The sequence below is a fragment of the Afifella marina DSM 2698 genome (genome assembly GCF_900102695.1).
Taxonomy (GTDB): Bacteria; Pseudomonadota; Alphaproteobacteria; order Rhizobiales; family Afifellaceae; genus Afifella; species Afifella marina.
Window position 1 is genome coordinate 89236 of the sequence record NZ_FMVW01000004.1, and the last position, 16119, is coordinate 105354.

A 16119-nucleotide genomic window follows, 5' to 3' on the forward strand; every position below is an offset into this window, starting at 1 on the left:
GAGGCTCTATACCCCGAGGCTCTTCAGCTTGCGATGCAGGGCCGAGCGTTCCATGCCGACAAACTCGGCCGTGCGCGAGATATTGCCGCCAAAACGGTTGATCTGCGCGGACAGATATTCTCGCTCGAACACCTCACGGGCTTCCCGCAAAGGCAGCGACATGATGTGGGCCGACCCATCGGCGGGGCTCGCAGGCAGGATCTCGCCAATCTCCGGCGGCAGCATGGCGGCCGTCACCATCGCTTCCGCATCGCCCTGGGTCAGGATCATCAATCGTTCGACATTGTTGCGCAGCTGACGGATGTTTCCCGGCCAGTCGTGCGCCTGGAGCACGGCCATCGCATCATCGGCAATGCGCCGCGTCGGCAGGCCGGCTGTCTGGGCGATCTGCGCCATGAAATAGTCGACGAGCTCCGGGACGTCTTCGCGCCGTTCCGCCAATGACGGAACGCGGATCGGAACGACGCTCAGGCGATGAAAGAGGTCTTCGCGAAACCGCCCTTCCTTGATCTCCGCTTCGAGATCGCGGGCCGTGGATGAGAGGATTCGAACGTCGACCTTGACCTTCTTGCTGCCCCCTACCCGCTCGAACGTCTGCTCGACGAGGACCCGCAGGATCTTGTTCTGCGTCTCCCGCGGCATATCAGCGACCTCCTCCAGATAGAGGATGCCGCCATGCGCCTCTTCCAGTGCGCCGATGCGGCGATGTTCGCCGTCGACGGCTTCCGTGCCGAAGAGCGCGATCTCCATGTTTTCCGGCGTGATAGCCGCTGAGCTCAGCACGACGAACGGTCCGTTGGCGCGGCGGGAGGCCGCGTGAATGGCGCGCGCCACGCGTTCTTTGCCCGCGCCGGAGGCTCCAAAGATCATCACGCGACTGTTCGTGGGAGCGACGCGTTCGATCGTCTGGCGCAGATGGTGCATGACGGACGAGGAGCCGACGAGATCGTTGGTGACGCCCGAGCGCTGCTTGAGCTCCGCCACCTCTTTTTTCAACCGTGAGGCTTCCAAGGCGCGCTGTGCCACGAGCACGAGACGGTCGGCTTTGAACGGCTTTTCGATATAGTCGTAGGCGCCGCGCTTGATGGCGGAGACGGCAGTCTCGATGTTGCCGTGACCGGAAATGATCACCACCGGCAATGCCGGATGCTCGGTGTGAATGGCATCGAGAAGAGCCAGTCCATCGAGCCGGCTTCCCTGCAGCCAGATGTCGAGAAAGATGAGGCCGGGCCTGCGTTCTGCGATTGCTTCCAGCGCTGCATCGCTATGGGCGGCGGTGCGTGTTCCGTGGCCTTCGTCTTCAAGGATGCCGGCGACGAGTTCGCGGATATCGGCTTCATCGTCGACGACAAGGATGTCGGTAGCCATCACTTGCTCTCCTGTTCGGCGCGTTCCGCAGGCGTCGTCTCTGCCTCGGTCGCGGCCGGATGGTTGGTATGGGGGAAGTTCATTCGAACGCAGGCGCCGCGTGCATCTACGCCGGCCGCTCGTGCGTCGAGAAGTTCAATGGAGCCTCCGTGTTCCTCCATCACCTTGCGCACGATCGCAAGGCCGAGGCCGGTGCCTTTCTGCCGGGTTGTCATGTAGGGCTCGAGAAGCTTCTCGCGACCCTCTTGTGGAAGACCCTTGCCGTTATCGATCACATCGACGATCGCGTGATCGACATCGTCGCGCACACGCACACGGATTTCGCCACTCACGTTTTCATCTTCCGGAACGGCCTCGATCGCCTCTGTGGCATTCTTGACGATATTGGTGAGCGCCTGGGTGACCAGGCGATGATCGACCGGCGCCTCGACCGGTGTTTCCGGCAGGTCGAGTGCGAAGCTGATGTTCGGATTGCCGACCTCCTGCAGGAAGACGGCTTCGCGGATGAGCTCGCGCAGATCTCGCGCCTCCATCACAGGCTTTGGCATGCGCGCAAAGGCGGAAAACTCGTCCACCATGCGGCGGATATCGCCGACCTGGCGAATGATCGTCTCCGTGCACTGGTCGAAAACGACGCGGTCTTTCTCTTCCTCGATGCGCGGTCCGAAACGGCGGCGGATGCGTTCGGCCGAAAGCTGGATCGGCGTGAGCGGGTTTTTGATCTCGTGGGCGATGCGGCGGGCCACATCGGCCCAGGCAGACCGACGCTGCGCGGCGACGAGATCGGTGATGTCGTCGAGCGTCACGACGAACCCGTCGTGTGAGCTGTCGGCGGACTGCTCGATCGTCACCTGCACATTGAGCGTACGAGGCTCGCCTTCCCGCGCAATGATGATCTGATCGCGTGCCGAACCACGACCGCGGTTGGCAACCTCGTCGAGAACATTCTGCAATTCGGGCAGGAGCTCGTTGACGTGACGACCGACGATGCCGGTCTCTTCTTCACCGATGGCTTCGAGCGCCGGATGATTTGCGAGTGTGACGATGCGGTCAGCATTGAGGCCGATGACACCTGCCGAAACGCCCGACAGCACGGCCTCGGTAAAGCGGCGCCGCTCGTCGAGCTGGCTGTTGGCCGAAAGCAACGCATTGCGCTGTGACCGCAGCTGCCCCGCCATTCGGTTGAAGGTTGCCGACAGAATGCCGAGGTCGCCGGCCTTCTCCTGTACGGGCACGCTGACGTCGAGATTGCCGCCCGAGATCTTACTGGCGGCGCCGATCAGGTGTCGGATCGGCGCGACGAGGCCGTTGGCGAATCCGAGACCGATCCAGATGGCGGACAAAAGCACCACCAGCGCCATGCCGACAAAGAGGATGGCAAAGGCGATCTGCACGCCGAAGCGGTTCTCCTGCAATTGGCCGTATTCGGCGGCGCTCTCCTCCGTGAGGCGGACTTGTCGCGTCACCTTGGGGTCGAGCGGGCGCGCCAGATAAAGATAGACGTCATCGAGGCTGGTGATCTTCAGCACCCCGCCGACGAGATTGGTTGTGCCTGGCGCGATCAAGGCCGGGCGGCCTTCGTCGGCATCTTCGAACACCTGCTGCGGGGGTGGCGGTACTTTGAGGTTGGTCGAGGTCTTGCCCTCGACGATCACGGATCTGTCGCGCCGGATGAGCGCGATTGCAGACAGGCCGCGCAGCTGCGCCTGATTGGACAGGTAAGCGGCAATCGCCTTTTTGTTGAGCTCCAGATCCGGAGCGACGCGGTTGAATTCGCTTGCGATCGCCAGAAGATCGATCGCCAGAATGCGGCTGTGCTCCTGCACATAGGCCTGCGCGACTTCCCGAGAGTTCTCGATGATCGCTTCGGTGCGCTCGGCGAACCAGCGATCCAGACCCTTGTTGAGGGTGATGGACGCGATTCCGGCAGTCAGGATCGCCGGCAGAGCCGCGATGATCGAGAACAGTGCCACGATCCGCACATGCAGCCGAGCTGCGGCGCGTCCGTGCCGGCGCGCGATCCAAAGCCCGGTCGCCTCGAACGCGACCGTCCCAATGAGAAAGAGAACGACGATGCCGTTCAAGAGGCCGGCTGTGCGCACAACCGCAGGCGTCGGCTCGATGGTGGTCTGTCCGGTGAGGATCAGAAACGTGCCGATGGCGCTTGAAAGCGCCAGCAGGACCGCGAGCAGGCCGACCATGCGCGCGATGCGGTTGCGTTCGCCAAAGCCCGGACGGATGCGTTCGGGTGGCAGATCAGGGCTAGTGGCGACGGACATGGATCCTACGGTCGATCGGATTGATCGCTCATGCGTGGGCACAGAACGTGGCTAATATGTCACAAAAACGGCGCCCGCACAGTGCGCGCGGCCGTTTTATCTCGGACCGCGCACAACCAGGATCTGAAGGTCACGGATTTTCTTGCGCAGCGTGTTGCGATTGAGCCCCAAGAGCTCGGCGGCGCGAATCTGATTGCCGTTGGTGGCGCCCAAAGCGGCGCCGATCAACGGAACCTCGATCTCGCGCAGCACCCGGTGGTAGAGCCCCGGCGGCGGCAAAGCGTCACCGAACTCGTTGAAGAGATTGGTCATGTGCCGGGCGACGGAATTCGAAAGGCTCTCCTCCTCTGCCGGTCGCTCGGATTCCTCCACATCTCCGATCGGATCGAGCTCGTGACGAATCAGGTCCGCGGTGATCGTCTCCTGCGGATAGAGCGCGGTCAGGCGTCTGATCAGATTTTCGAGTTCCCGCACATTGCCCGGCCAGCGATGGCGCTTCAGCACGTCGAGCGCGTCATTTTCCATCGTCTTGACCGGCAAGCCTTCGCGCTCGGCCTGGACGAGGAAGTGGCGAACGAGATCGGGAATATCGTCGGTGCGTTCCCGCAACGGCGGCAGGCGGATCGGCACGACGTTCAGGCGGAAGAAGAGATCCTCACGGAAGAGGCCCTGGCGGATCAGGTTCTTCAGATCCTTGTTGGTTGCCGCGACGATTCTGACGTCGGTGCGGATCGGCGTGCGGCCACCGACGGTCGTGTATTCGCCCTGCTGCAGAACCCGCAGCAGACGCGTCTGCGCGTCCATCGGCATGTCGCCGATTTCATCGAGGAAGAGCGTCCCGCCCTCCGCCTGCTCGAAGCGGCCGGCGGAGCGATGTTGGGCGCCGGTGAAAGCGCCGCGTTCATGGCCGAAGAGCTCGGATTCGATGAGTTCCCTCGGGATCGCGGCCATATTGACCGCGACGAAGGGCCCCTTCCGGCGCTTGCCGTAATCGTGGAGCGCACGGGCCACCAGCTCCTTGCCGGTGCCGGATTCCCCGAAAATCGTGACGGTCAGATCCGTCTGCATCAACCGGGCAAGTACGCGGTAGATGTCCTGCATCGCCGGCGAGCGACCGACGAGCGGTATGGCTTCATCTTGCTGGTCGTGATCGGCCATCACTTTCGACCGGGGCTCCGACAGCGCCCGTCCGATCGTCGCGATAAGCTCCTTCAGATCGAAGGGCTTCGGCAGATAGTCGTAAGCGCCGCGTTCGGATGCCTTGATCGCCGTCATGAACGTGTTTTGTGCGCTCATGACGATGATCGGCAGCTCCGGCCTGACGCGCTTGATGCGCGGCAAGAGCTCGAATGCGTTTTCATCCGGCATGACGATGTCGGTGACGACGAGATCGCCCTCGCCTTCGGCCACCCAGCGCCACAGCGTCGCCGCGTTGGATGTCAGACGGACATTGTAGCCGGCGCGCGACAGCGCCTGGTTCAAGACTGTTCGGATCGCCGTGTCGTCGTCGGCGACGAGAATTGTGCTCTGACTCACGAGGTTCCATCCTCCTTCAGGTCGAGCTCGTCCGACGTCTGTTCGAGCGTCGGCATAAGAATGCGGAAAAGCGTGCGGCGTGGCTGGGACTCGCACTCGATGATGCCTCCGTGATCTCCGATGATCTTGGCTACGAGCGCCAATCCAAGACCCGTGCCATTCGCCTTCGAGGTGACGAACGGGTCAAAGAGATGAGGCAGTACGTCGTCGGGAACGCCCGGTCCGTTGTCCATGACGGTGAATTCCAGCGGGAGGCTGACACGGCTTTGCGTCCCAGGAACCGACAAGCGAATCCCTGGTCGGTAGGCCGTACGAAACGTTATCTCTGAATCTTTTTGTCCTGCAAGAGCTTCAGCCGCGTTCTTCACCAGATTGATGAAGACCTGCAGGAGCTGATCGCGGTTCGCCAGGACCGGTGGCAGCGAAGGATCGTATTCTTCGGTGATGCGGATGCCGCGCGCGAAGCCGGAGGTGGCGAGTGTCTTAACGCGCTCCAGAACGCGGTGAATGTTGACCGGCTCGCGCTCGATCGGGCGGGCGTCAGTGAAGGTTTCCATACGATCGACCAGGCCGGCGATGCGGTCCGTCTCATCGCAGATCAGGCGGGTCAGCGGGCGATCTTCGGGACTTGCGGACGCTTCCAGGAGCTGGGCAGCGCCGCGAATGCCGGACAGCGGATTCTTGATCTCGTGGGCTAGCATCGCCGCCAGGCCGGTTACTGTCCGCGCGGCCCCGCGATATGTCAGCTGCCGGTCGATCTTCTCCGTCACGGAGCGTGGAAGGAGGAGAACCGAGACGCAGGCATCCGTCATGGAGACCGGCGTTGCGTAGATATCGACGAGTTTGTCGGAGCCGATGCGCGGCGAACTCATGTCGACGCGGTATTCTGCGATCGCAGCACCTCGCGCACGAACCTGATCGAGCAAGGGAAACAATGGGCTGCCGAAAGGCACGAGGCGGTCCAACCCGTCGCGATGCATGACGGCGGAGCTTGCGCCGAAAAAACTCTCGGCCGCCTGGTTGGCGTTCAAAATCGTGTTGTCGGCATCGACTACGAAAATCGGATGCGGCAGGGCGTTGAGGATCGCGAGCGCCGGCACCCCCTCTTCTTCGTGAGGCTTCATCAGGCGGCCTCGCGCAAGGAAGCGGCATCCGCCCGAAGATCGGGCAAAAGCGCCGCGAGCTCGGCCTGAACGCGCCGTGCCTCCGTTTCGCGCAGAAGCCTGCCGCGGGCAGCCTGCGCCTGCGCATCCATCGCAAAATCATCGAGGTACCAGGCGAGGTGTTTTCGGGCGATGCGAACGCCTGGAAGCGGCCCATAGTGAGCCAGGATCATATCGTAGTGCTCCATAATGAGGTCGGCACGCTCTCTCCCTGTCGGATCGGGTCGGGGGGCTTTGCCTCTAAGGACGTCACCCGCCTGGCCGACGACCCACGGGCGCCCGTAAGCGCCGCGGCCGATCATGACCCCCGCCGCACCCGAACACTGCAGCATCGCCGGCGCATCTTCGGGCCGCGAGAGGTCGCCATTGGCGATGACCGGAATTCGGACCGCCCGAGCCACGGGCCGGATGGCATTCCAATCGGCTTTGCCCTTGTAGAATTGGCTGCGTGTGCGTCCATGGACGGTCACCATCGCCACGCCCAGGTTCTCCGCACGCTGCGCCAGCTCTGCCGCATTGAGCGACGCGTGGTCCCAGCCAAGGCGCGTTTTCAGCGTGACCGGAACTTTGGCGGCACGCACGGCTGAGGCGATCAGACGTTCAGCCATGTCGAGATCGCGCATGAGATGGGAACCGGCAAAGCCACCTGTCACGCGCTTGGCCGGACATCCCATATTGATGTCGATGATTGCGGCTCCCGCCGCTTCGGCGATCCGCACGCCCTCGGCCATGGCTTCTTCGTCGCGTGCAGCGAGCTGCACGACATGGAGGGAAAGGCCCTCGCCTTCCGCACGCAGCCGCGCCTCTTCCGATTGCCGCTGCACGGCGTCGCAGGCGACCATCTCGGAAACGACGAGCCCCGCGCCGTAACGCGCGGCGAGCCGCCGAAATGGGAGGTCGGACACCCCGGACATGGGCGCAAGCAGGGCGCGATTGGGAATCGACAGCCCGGCAACCTTCAAGCTATCGGTGGGGAGATCTGCGTCGGGCAATGATGAAAAATCCGGCAAAAACTATGTTTGCCGATAATCTAGTCATGTCTACGGCTTCGGCAAGTCCGTGAGCGAGGTTTCGGTACACATGAACGGTGAAGAAGGCAATGTTGCGCCACGCTCGTCCGCACGACCCAGATATGCAGCCCTGATCGTAGCTGCCGGGCGGGGTCACAGATCCGGGCTCGGCCTGCCGAAGCAATATGCGCAAATCGGCGGCATGGCCGTGTTGCGTCGCACCTTGCTGGCTTTCCAGGAGGCAGATGAGATCGACGTCATCCGCTGTGTGATCCACCCGGATGATCGTGCCCTCTACGACGAGGCCGTCGCGGGTTTGTCCGGTATCGGAGAGCCGATCGCGGGCGGAGCCACGCGACAGATTTCCGTGCGTCTCGGGCTCGAAGCGCTTTCGGACGAGCACCCGGATATCGTTCTGATCCACGATGCGGCACGCGCTTTCGTCTCGCGCGAGCTGATCACGCGGATGGCGGCGGCAACGGATGAGGAGAACGGGGCAGTTCCGACGCTGGCGCTCTCTGACTCGTTGAAACACGTTGAGAACGACGCGGTCGTGGGAACGATCGACCGATCGACCTGCCGGGCCGTACAGACGCCGCAGACTTTCCCATTCCAAGCCATCTTGGATGCGCATCGGGCTGCTGCGGAACGCGACGATCTAACCGATGATGCGGCTGTCGCAGAGGCCGCCGGCCTCCATGTGCGCTCCGTCGAAGGCGATGAAAGGAACATCAAGCTGACTACTTCCGAAGATTTTGCGCGAGCTGCTGCCCATCTGGCTCCGGCACGCGAATATCGCGCAGGTCAGGGCTTCGACGTGCATGCCTTTTGTCCAGGCGACCACGTTTTCCTGTGCGGCGTGAAGATCGATCACGACATGGCCTTGGAGGGCCATTCGGATGCCGATGTCGGGCTGCATGCTCTCACCGACGCCATCTATGGCGCGATCGGCGAAGGCGATATCGGACAGCACTTCCCGCCGAGCGACCCGCAATGGAAGGGTGCGGATTCAGAGATCTTTTTGAAGGACGCGGTCGAACGCGTGGCCGCTCGCGGCGGAGCGATCGTCAATGTCGACGTGACTCTGATCTGTGAAGCGCCCAAGGTTGGGCCGCATCGCGAAGCCATCTCGGAACGACTGTCTGAGATGCTCGGGATCGCCCGCCACCGTATCAACGTGAAGGCGACGACGAGCGAGAAGCTCGGCTTTACCGGTCGGCGCGAAGGGATCGCAGCTCTTGCCGCCGTCAGCGTTGCGCTGCCGGGAGACGACAATGCGTGATCTCGAAAGCAAGGCGATCGAGCTTCTCGCTCTCTGCAAGGACAAGGGCGTTCGGCTGGCAACCGCCGAATCCTGCACCGGCGGTGGCATCGCGGCCGCGCTCACCGATATCCCCGGCTCATCCGCCGCGTTCGAGCGTGGCTTCGTCACCTATTCCAACGAGGCCAAGGAAGAGCTTCTCAGCGTGCCGAAGACGCTTATCGACGTCGAGGGCGCAGTCAGTGAAGCCGTGGCACGTGCGATGGCGGAAGGCGCCCTCGCCCATTCTCATGCCGATCTGGCGGTCTCAGTCACAGGCGTTGCCGGTCCCGACGGCGGAACCGAGGCAAAGCCCGTCGGCCTCGTGCATTTTGCTGTGGCGCAGCGCCATGGCGCGACCGGTCATCGTGAGAGACGGTTCGATCCTCTCCTCGGTCGCGAGGGCATCCGACGTGAAAGTGCGATCGTTGCGCTCAACTTTCTGATCGAGACGGCGCGAACGCTGCCTGGTCGGCAGGCGGAATAAGGGCGTCCGTTCAGGCGCGGCTGGGCGCGCCCTCAGTTCCGTAAAGCGTATCTGCGCGGCGTTCGAAGGACGCAGCAAAGGTTCGAAACACGCGGTCGAACATCGCGCCCATCAGTGTGGCGAGCGTTCGGCTTTTGAATTCGTAATCGATGCAGAAATGGATTTTCGCCTGGTTTTCTCCCAGGCGTTCGAAGGTCCAGATGTTCTCCATCGTTCGGAACGGACCATCCAGGTAATCGGCCCGGATGGACAGTGCCTCACGATCCAAGGTCACCTTGCTGGTAAAGGTCTCGCGCAGCATCTTGTAGCCGACGGTCATGTCGGCGACGAGGATCGTGCGGCCCTCGATCTGCTTTCTTCCCCGTACGTTCAGCCTTTCGCAGAACGGCACGAATTGGGGATATTTCTCCACGTCCGCGACGAGATCGAACATCTCCTCCGCGGAGTGGCTGACGGTGCGGGAAGTCTCGTGATGATGCATGGGATCAGCTGGCGAGTGCAGCGCGGGCCTTGCGGAGGCGGGCGAAATCATCTCCGGCGTGGTGGGACGATCGCGTCAGCGGGCTCGCCGAAACCATGAGAAAGCCTTTGGCATAGGCGATGGCCTCGTAACTCTTGAAGCCCTCAGGTGGGACGAACTCTTTCACCGGATAATGCTTGCGCGAAGGCTGCAGGTACTGGCCCATCGTCAGGAAGTCGACCTCTGCCGTCCGGAGGTCATCCATGAGCTGCAGCACTTCATTGCGCGTTTCCCCAAGCCCGACCATGATTCCGGACTTGGTGAACATCTCCGGATCGAGCTCCTTCACGCGCTGCAAAAGCCGGATCGAATGGAAATACCGGGCGCCCGGCCGAACCTTGAGATAAAGCGACGGCACCGTCTCCAGATTATGGTTGAAGACGTCGGGACGTGCTTCGACGACGATCTCGAGAGCGCCCTTTTTGCGCAGGAAGTCGGGTGTCAGCACCTCGATGGTCGTCTCCGGCGTCTCCTGGCGAATGGCACGAATGACTGCCGCGAAATGCGCCGCGCCGCCATCCTCGAGGTCATCGCGGTCGACCGAGGTCACCACCACATGCTGCAGGCCCATCTGGGCGACGGCGTGAGCGAGATTTTCCGGCTCGGCCGGGTCCACCGGCCCGGGCATTCCCGTGCGCACATTGCAGAACGCACAGGCCCGAGTGCAGGTCTCGCCCAGGATCATGAACGAGGCGTGCTTCTTTTCCCAGCACTCGCCGATATTGGGGCAGCCGGCCTCCTCGCACACCGTGACCAGCTTGTTCGACCGAACGATGCCTGCCGTATCGCGGTAGCCTTTGGAAACGGGCGCCTTGACGCGAATCCAGGCGGGTTTGCGCTGAACCGGCGAATCCGGCCTACGGGCCTTCTCGGGATGGCGCGGCCGGGCAGTTGCCTCGGGCGCGCCATCTTCGGAAGGTTCGACTGTGTTGATGAGAGTGACCAAAACTCTTGACTATCTGCGGCCGCGAACTGCGCGGTAACCAAAAATGAGAAGGCAGGCGCCAATCGCGGCCACGACGAGCTGACCGATGAAGCCGCCGAGGGTGGAACCGAACAAACCCACCAGTATGGCATTCAGGATAATGGCACCCAGAATGCCCAAGACGATATTTGTGATCAGGCCGTGGTCGGCGCTCATAACTTTTTCGGCGATCCAACCGGCGAGACCGCCGATGATGATCGTCATAATCCAACCGAAACCTTCCATCCCCGTCTCCTCTAGATTGCTTTCAGCCCTGTCGGGCACGAGTTCATACGTGGATAACGCGGTCATACGCGTCAAGAACGCTCTCGTGCATCATTTCCGAGAGGGTCGGATGCGGGAACACCGTGTGCATCAACTCTTCTTCCGTCGTTTCGAGGTTCATCGCGACAACGAATCCCTGGATCAGTTCCGTCACTTCGGCACCGATCATATGAGCACCCAAGAGCTCCCCTGTCTCTGCGTCAAAAATCGTTTTGACGAGCCCGTCAGGCTCCCCGAGCGCGATCGCCTTGCCGTTGCCGATGAACGGGAAACGCCCGACGCGGATCTTGCGTCCGGCCTCCTTGGCTTTGGCTTCAGTCAGCCCGACGGAGGCGATCTGCGGATGACAATAGGTGCAACCCGGGATCTTGAGCTTGTCCATCGGGTGCGGCTGCATGCCCTTGATCGCCTCGATGCAGATGACCCCTTCGTGCTCGGCCTTGTGCGCGAGCATCGGCGGTCCGGCGACGTCACCGATCGCATAAACCCCCTCGACATTCGTCCGGCCATAGGGATCGGCAGCGATCAGCCCCCTCTCCGTCTTCACGCCGAGCTCTTCCAAGCCGAGTCCGTCGATATTGCCGACCACACCGACGGCCGAGATGACGCGCGCGAAGGTCTTCTTCTCGCTCTTGCCGTCCTTGGTCTCGATCGTAGCCGTGACGTCGTCTGCGCCTTTTTCGAGCTTGGAGACCTTCGCTTCGGTCAGGATCTTGATGCCCTGCTTTTCGAGACGCTTTCGTGCAAGGGAGGAGATCTCCGCATCCTCCACCGGCAGAATTTGAGGAAGCACCTCTACCACGGTCACGTCGCAGCCAAGTGTATGATAAAATGAGGCAAATTCGATGCCGATCGCGCCGGAGCCGACGACGAGAAGCGATTTCGGCAGGCTTTTGGGTGCCATCGCCTCGAAATAGGTCCAGACGAGCTTCTGGTCCGGTTCGAGCCCGGGAAGAACGCGCGGGCGGGCGCCTGTCGCCACGATGATGTGCTTGGCCGAGTACTGGCCGGGCTCGAGCGTTCCTTTTGGCGCGGGCTCGTCGCTCGGCGAGACGTCGATCTTGCCCTTGCCTGCGAGTTTCGCCCTGCCCCAGATCACGTCGATCTTGTTCTTCTTCATGAGGAAGCCGACGCCCTGATTGAGCTGGCTCGCGACGCCGCGTGAACGCTTCACGACGGCGCCCATGTCGAAGCTGATTTTTTCCGCCGACAAGCCGTAATCGCCGGCCTTCTGCATGTAGTGGAAGATCTCGGCGGAGCGCAGCAATGCCTTCGTCGGGATGCAACCCCAGTTGAGGCAAATGCCTCCAAGGTGGCGCGCTTCGATGATGGCGGTCTTGAAGCCAAGCTGCGCGGAACGGATAGCCGTCACGTAGCCGCCGGGTCCTGCACCAATGACGACTACGTCGTAAGATTTATCCGCCATCTCGCCTCGCCTGATCCTCTTTTCATGTTCCTGCCGGATTGCTCCGGAGGCTGCAAGGTAATGGCCGCAGCGTTTCGATCAAGAAGGAAGGGGGCGGAAGCTGCCATGCACCGCCCTCTCCTTTTCTCAAGCTGATCCCTAACAGGGGACGAGATCAGGTCGACGGCAACGCGTAGGCGATGATCGAGTCGCCGGTTTTCGTGCCGAGGGATCCATGACCGCCGGCAATGACCAGGAGATATTGTTTCCCGTCAACGGCATAGGTCATCGGGGTCGCCTGGCCGCCGGCGGGCAGCCGATCACGCCAGAGTTGCTTGCCTGTCGTCGCATCAAAGGCGCGAACATAATAATCGAGCGAGCCGCTCATGAAGGCGAGATTGCCAGCCGTCAGGATCGGGCCCCCGAGGTCTGGCACACCCATCTTGAACGGCAGCGGGATGGGCGAGCGATCGCGCACCGTCCCGTTTCGGTGCATGTAGGCGACCTTGCCCGTGGTGAGGTCGGCGCCCGCGACGTAACCCCAGGGCGGGGCCTGGCAGGGAAGCCCGAGCGGCGAGGTGAAGGGCTTCAGGCTCACCGCGAACGGGGCCCCGTAATTCTCGTTGAGGCCGGGTTTGCCCTTCGAAACGTAGTTCTTCTCCGAATTCTCCCGAGGGATCAGCTTGGAGACGAACGCGAGGTAGGACGGTGTGCCGAAGACGATCTGACGGACCGGATCGACGGCAACTCCGCCCCAATTGAAGACACCGAAATTGCCCGGATGGATGAGGCTGCCTTCCGTTGAGGGCGGGGTGAAGCGACCTTCCCAGCGGTACTGGTGGAATTCGACACGGCAGACGAGCTGGTCAAACATGGTCGCGCCCCACATGTCGTGCTCGGTGAGCCTAGGCGGCTTCAGCGACAGTGCCGATGTGGGTTGCGTCTTGGCCGCGTGATCACCCTTGGCCGCACCTTGAGGCGCGGGCTCTTCCGTAACCGGGAGAATCGGATCGCCCGTCCGCCTGTCCAGCACATAGATGTCCCCCTGCTTCGTCGCCTGAACGACGGCCGGAACCGTGTTCCCATCGACCTCAAGGTCGATCAGGCTTGGCTGCGACGGCACATCCATATCCCACAGATCGTGGTGCACGGTCTGGAAGACCCAGCGAAGCTCGCCAGTGACAAGGTCGAGAGCGACAATCGAGGACGAGAAGCGCTCGGTTTCGGGTGTGCGGTTGCCGCCCCATTGGTCGGGCGGGGCATTGCCGAGTGGCACGTAAAGGAGACCGAGTTCCGGATCGGCACTCATGGTCGTCCAGGAATTGGGCGAATTGGCCGTGTAGATCTCGTCATCGGCGATCGGCGTCGTTTCGTCCGGCCGGCCGGCATCCCAGTTCCAAAGAAGGTCGCCCGTATCGATGTCGTAGGCGCGGATGACGCCCGAAGGTTCCGTCGTCGACACGTTGTCGTTGACCGAGCCTCCTACGACCACGAGATTGCGCGCGATCACAGGCGCGGAGGTCGAGTAATAGAACCCCTCCTGGAGGTTCGGCATGTTCGCCCAGAGATTGACATGGCCGTTCTCGCCAAAACTCCGACAAACAGCCCCCGTTTCCGCATTGAGAGCGATCAGCCGCGCATCGGATGTCGGCAGATAGATCCGTGTCGGGCATTCCGTTGCGGTGGCGCTGTCGGACCCTTCAAGCGATTGGTAATAGGATACCCCGCGGCAGGTCTGATGCTGGCGGCTCGCCTGGGTCCCGACTTCGGGATCGAAGCGCCATTTTTCCTCGCCGGTCGCAGCATCGAGAGCGATCGCGAGGTTGTGCGGTGTACACAGGTAGAGCGTGTTGCCAATCTTGAGCGGCGTGACCTCGTAGGTGGTTTCCTTCGGATCGCCCGGACGCCTCGTGTCGCCGGTATGATACTGCCAGGCGACCTTGAGATGGTCGACATTGCCGGCATGAATCTGGTCGAGTGGGGAGTATTTCTGGCCGAACTCGGTGCGGCCGTAGGCAGGCCAATCGGCCGCGGGCACCTCTGCCGCTTCGCCCGAAGGTCCGGTCGCCGCATCGGCAATCCGTGCGGCCGGAAGCTGTCCCGGGAGATCCTCGGATGGGGTTGCGAGGGCATAGATCGCCACGCCGACGGCAACAACGAGAGAGACGCCAAGCGGGATACCCGCCCCGCGCCAGGCCGCAGGCCGCGGATCAAAAAAATCGCGCTTCAATGAGCGCGTTACGAAAGGCAGAAGCAGCCAGATACCGATGAGAACGACGACGTCGCCGCGCGGAGCCAGTTGCCACCAATCGAAGCCAGCTTCCCAGATCGCCCAAACGAGGGTGCCGAGGACGACGGCGGCGTAAACGTAAAGCGCGGCCGCTCGATGCATGAACAAAAGGATGCCGGTGGCCAGAAAGCCGAGAGCGGCAATAATATAATACCAGGAGCCACCGAGGGCTGCGAGCCAGATGCCCCCGACCGCGAGGACAGCTCCCAGCAATGCGATGGCGATGCCAGTGATAGTGGCGACCAAATTCTCTCCTCCGGGATGGTTGATGTCTTACCAACACGGAAGGAGGCTCTCGGTTTCCAGCAGACGCCAGAATCCTTTGCCGGCGGAGGTTGCGAGGTGCGGCCTCACGCCGTTTCAGTTCATTTCTTTGGGCTTGGGCGGGCGTCTTCAGCTGGCGAATCAACCGGCAATCCGGCTTTCTTCCAGCCCCCGAATCCGCCTTCGATATGCGCGACGGGCTTCAAGCCCATCTCGACGGCGCGGCCTGCCGCCAGCGCCGAGCGCCACCCTGCGGCACAGAAGAAGATGAACGGCCGGTCCTCGGCAAAGACAGGCTTATGATACGGGCTCGCCGGATCGATCCAAAACTCGAGCATTCCTCGCGGGCAATGAATGGCGCCCGGGATCCTTCCCTCGCGCTGCAGCTCTCGGATATCGCGCAAATCCACGAGGACGGCATCGGCGTCGTTGTGCCGCCGGAAAGCTTCATCGACATCAATGGTTTCTATTGTCGCCTCGGCCTCGTCGACGAGCTGCCGGTAGCCTTTGACGATTTGCTGCGGCATGGGTTTCTCCTGTCTCTCAGTCCGCTTAGCAAGGCAGTCTTCAGGACAGAATGCAAACGCTACGTGGAAGCGACCTCGCGGCTATGGGCAATAAAAAACGCGGGACCTTTCGGCCCCGCGTACTGCGCGATTTCCTAGGATGAACGCGGTCAGCTGACCGCCACCGTAGTCGCTCCGCCACTGACCACCAGCGAGATCACCAGAAGCAGTCCTGCACAGACTACGAAGGTAATCGCCGCCGCCCGCCAGCAGGACGGCTCGTTCAAATCGGGCATCAAATTCCCCTTTGTCCCCTGGTGAGGAGGGAGTCCTTGGACCCTCCCGACACCGAAAACCGTTACAATTTGCCAAAGCTGACTTCAAGCTGAAGATGGCTCAAATTCGCCACCTTTTCGCCTCAATCGCCCTCGGCATCCACCTTGCCCGCCGTCGCCGAATATCAGCGCATCCTCGGCTTACGCGAGGCCTGCGTTGATGAAAAAGCGTTCGCGGCTAGAAAAGTTGGGCGGTCCACTTCATCCTTCGTCCCCACCGGTCCGCCCCTGCGCAGGCTACGCTGCAGGGGCGTTCGAGGGTGACCGAGAGGCTGATGGCCTTGGGCCGATCAGCGGCGGGAATGTGGCGATGAGCGCGAGAGAAAGCAAGTCTTAATAGAGGTTAACGACTGCGTCATCCACATAGCAGCCATACATAAGACGCTGGGCTTCTTTCTTGCTATAAG

General features: G+C 62.1%; 13 protein-coding genes. 2 read left to right on the top strand and 11 right to left on the bottom strand.

Annotated elements, in window-relative coordinates:
* Positions 1–6: 6 nt before the first annotated feature.
* The 5 genes from ntrX to dusB all read right to left on the bottom strand — a co-directional run bounded on the left by ntrX (position 7) and on the right by dusB (position 7338).
* Positions 7–1368 carry a nitrogen assimilation response regulator NtrX gene (ntrX, locus tag BLP76_RS10185; RefSeq protein WP_092812278.1) on the bottom strand — a complete coding sequence of 454 codons (1362 nt, stop codon included), beginning with the start codon at positions 1366–1368 and terminating at the stop codon, positions 7–9.
* On the bottom strand, positions 1368–3647 hold the full coding sequence (locus BLP76_RS10190) for a sensor histidine kinase NtrY-like (RefSeq protein ID WP_092812280.1): 2280 nt from the start codon (positions 3645–3647) through the stop codon (positions 1368–1370). Before BLP76_RS10190 ends, ntrX begins: the two co-directional genes overlap by 1 nt.
* Before the next feature lie 96 nt (positions 3648–3743).
* On the bottom strand, positions 3744–5183 hold the full coding sequence (gene ntrC / locus BLP76_RS10195) for a nitrogen regulation protein NR(I) (protein ID WP_092812282.1): 1440 nt from the start codon (positions 5181–5183) through the stop codon (positions 3744–3746).
* The gene (locus tag BLP76_RS10200) at positions 5180–6307 is read right to left on the bottom strand and encodes a two-component system sensor histidine kinase NtrB (protein ID WP_092812284.1); all 1128 of its coding nucleotides are present in this window, start codon (positions 6305–6307) and stop codon (positions 5180–5182) included. Before BLP76_RS10200 ends, ntrC begins: the two co-directional genes overlap by 4 nt.
* On the bottom strand, positions 6307–7338 hold the full coding sequence (dusB, locus tag BLP76_RS10205) for a tRNA dihydrouridine synthase DusB (protein WP_244514537.1): 1032 nt from the start codon (positions 7336–7338) through the stop codon (positions 6307–6309). Before dusB ends, BLP76_RS10200 begins: the two co-directional genes overlap by 1 nt.
* A gap of 88 nt (positions 7339–7426) precedes the next feature.
* Between dusB and BLP76_RS10210 the strand changes: the two genes are divergently transcribed.
* Entirely contained in the window at positions 7427–8638 is a 1212-nt protein-coding gene (locus BLP76_RS10210; protein WP_092812286.1) for a bifunctional 2-C-methyl-D-erythritol 4-phosphate cytidylyltransferase/2-C-methyl-D-erythritol 2,4-cyclodiphosphate synthase, read from the top strand.
* On the top strand, positions 8631–9143 hold the full coding sequence (locus BLP76_RS10215; protein ID WP_092812288.1) for a CinA family protein: 513 nt from the start codon (positions 8631–8633) through the stop codon (positions 9141–9143). Before BLP76_RS10210 ends, BLP76_RS10215 begins: the two co-directional genes overlap by 8 nt.
* A gap of 10 nt (positions 9144–9153) precedes the next feature.
* On the opposite strand, the gene BLP76_RS10220 is transcribed toward BLP76_RS10215, so the two are convergent.
* The 6 genes from BLP76_RS10220 to BLP76_RS10245 all read right to left on the bottom strand — a co-directional run bounded on the left by BLP76_RS10220 (position 9154) and on the right by BLP76_RS10245 (position 15398).
* Positions 9154–9624: a type II toxin-antitoxin system RatA family toxin gene (locus tag BLP76_RS10220; protein WP_092812290.1), complete on the bottom strand. Its 471-nt coding sequence runs from the start codon at positions 9622–9624 to the stop codon at positions 9154–9156.
* A gap of 4 nt (positions 9625–9628) precedes the next feature.
* A complete protein-coding gene (lipA, locus tag BLP76_RS10225; protein ID WP_092812292.1) occupies positions 9629–10609 on the bottom strand; it encodes a lipoyl synthase in 981 nt (326 codons plus the stop codon).
* 9 nt (positions 10610–10618) lie between these two features.
* A complete protein-coding gene (locus tag BLP76_RS10230) occupies positions 10619–10873 on the bottom strand; it encodes a GlsB/YeaQ/YmgE family stress response membrane protein (protein WP_092812294.1) in 255 nt (84 codons plus the stop codon).
* A 43-nt stretch (positions 10874–10916) separates the two neighbouring features.
* Positions 10917–12338: a dihydrolipoyl dehydrogenase gene (gene lpdA, locus BLP76_RS10235; protein WP_092812296.1), complete on the bottom strand. Its 1422-nt coding sequence runs from the start codon at positions 12336–12338 to the stop codon at positions 10917–10919.
* A 154-nt stretch (positions 12339–12492) separates the two neighbouring features.
* Positions 12493–14853 carry a glucose/quinate/shikimate family membrane-bound PQQ-dependent dehydrogenase gene (locus tag BLP76_RS10240; protein ID WP_092812298.1) on the bottom strand — a complete coding sequence of 787 codons (2361 nt, stop codon included), beginning with the start codon at positions 14851–14853 and terminating at the stop codon, positions 12493–12495.
* Between the two features lie 119 nt (positions 14854–14972).
* Entirely contained in the window at positions 14973–15398 is a 426-nt protein-coding gene (locus BLP76_RS10245; RefSeq protein WP_092812300.1) for a rhodanese-like domain-containing protein, read from the bottom strand.
* Between the last annotated feature and the right edge of the window lie 721 nt (positions 15399–16119).

What these genes read in the sequence shown, in the direction of transcription:
- ntrX (WP_092812278.1), bottom strand. Translation starts at nt 1,368, where the DNA reads ATGGCTACCGACATCCTTGTCGTCGACGATGAAGCCGATATCCGCGAA.
- BLP76_RS10190 (WP_092812280.1), bottom strand. Translation starts at nt 3,647, where the DNA reads ATGTCCGTCGCCACTAGCCCTGATCTGCCACCCGAACGCATCCGTCCG.
- BLP76_RS10200 (WP_092812284.1), bottom strand. Translation starts at nt 6,307, where the DNA reads ATGAAGCCTCACGAAGAAGAGGGGGTGCCGGCGCTCGCGATCCTCAAC.
- BLP76_RS10210 (WP_092812286.1), top strand. Translation starts at nt 7,427, where the DNA reads ATGAACGGTGAAGAAGGCAATGTTGCGCCACGCTCGTCCGCACGACCC.
- BLP76_RS10215 (WP_092812288.1), top strand. Translation starts at nt 8,631, where the DNA reads ATGCGTGATCTCGAAAGCAAGGCGATCGAGCTTCTCGCTCTCTGCAAG.
- BLP76_RS10220 (WP_092812290.1), bottom strand. Translation starts at nt 9,624, where the DNA reads ATGCATCATCACGAGACTTCCCGCACCGTCAGCCACTCCGCGGAGGAG.
- BLP76_RS10230 (WP_092812294.1), bottom strand. Translation starts at nt 10,873, where the DNA reads ATGGAAGGTTTCGGTTGGATTATGACGATCATCATCGGCGGTCTCGCC.
- lpdA (WP_092812296.1), bottom strand. Translation starts at nt 12,338, where the DNA reads ATGGCGGATAAATCTTACGACGTAGTCGTCATTGGTGCAGGACCCGGC.
- BLP76_RS10245 (WP_092812300.1), bottom strand. Translation starts at nt 15,398, where the DNA reads ATGCCGCAGCAAATCGTCAAAGGCTACCGGCAGCTCGTCGACGAGGCC.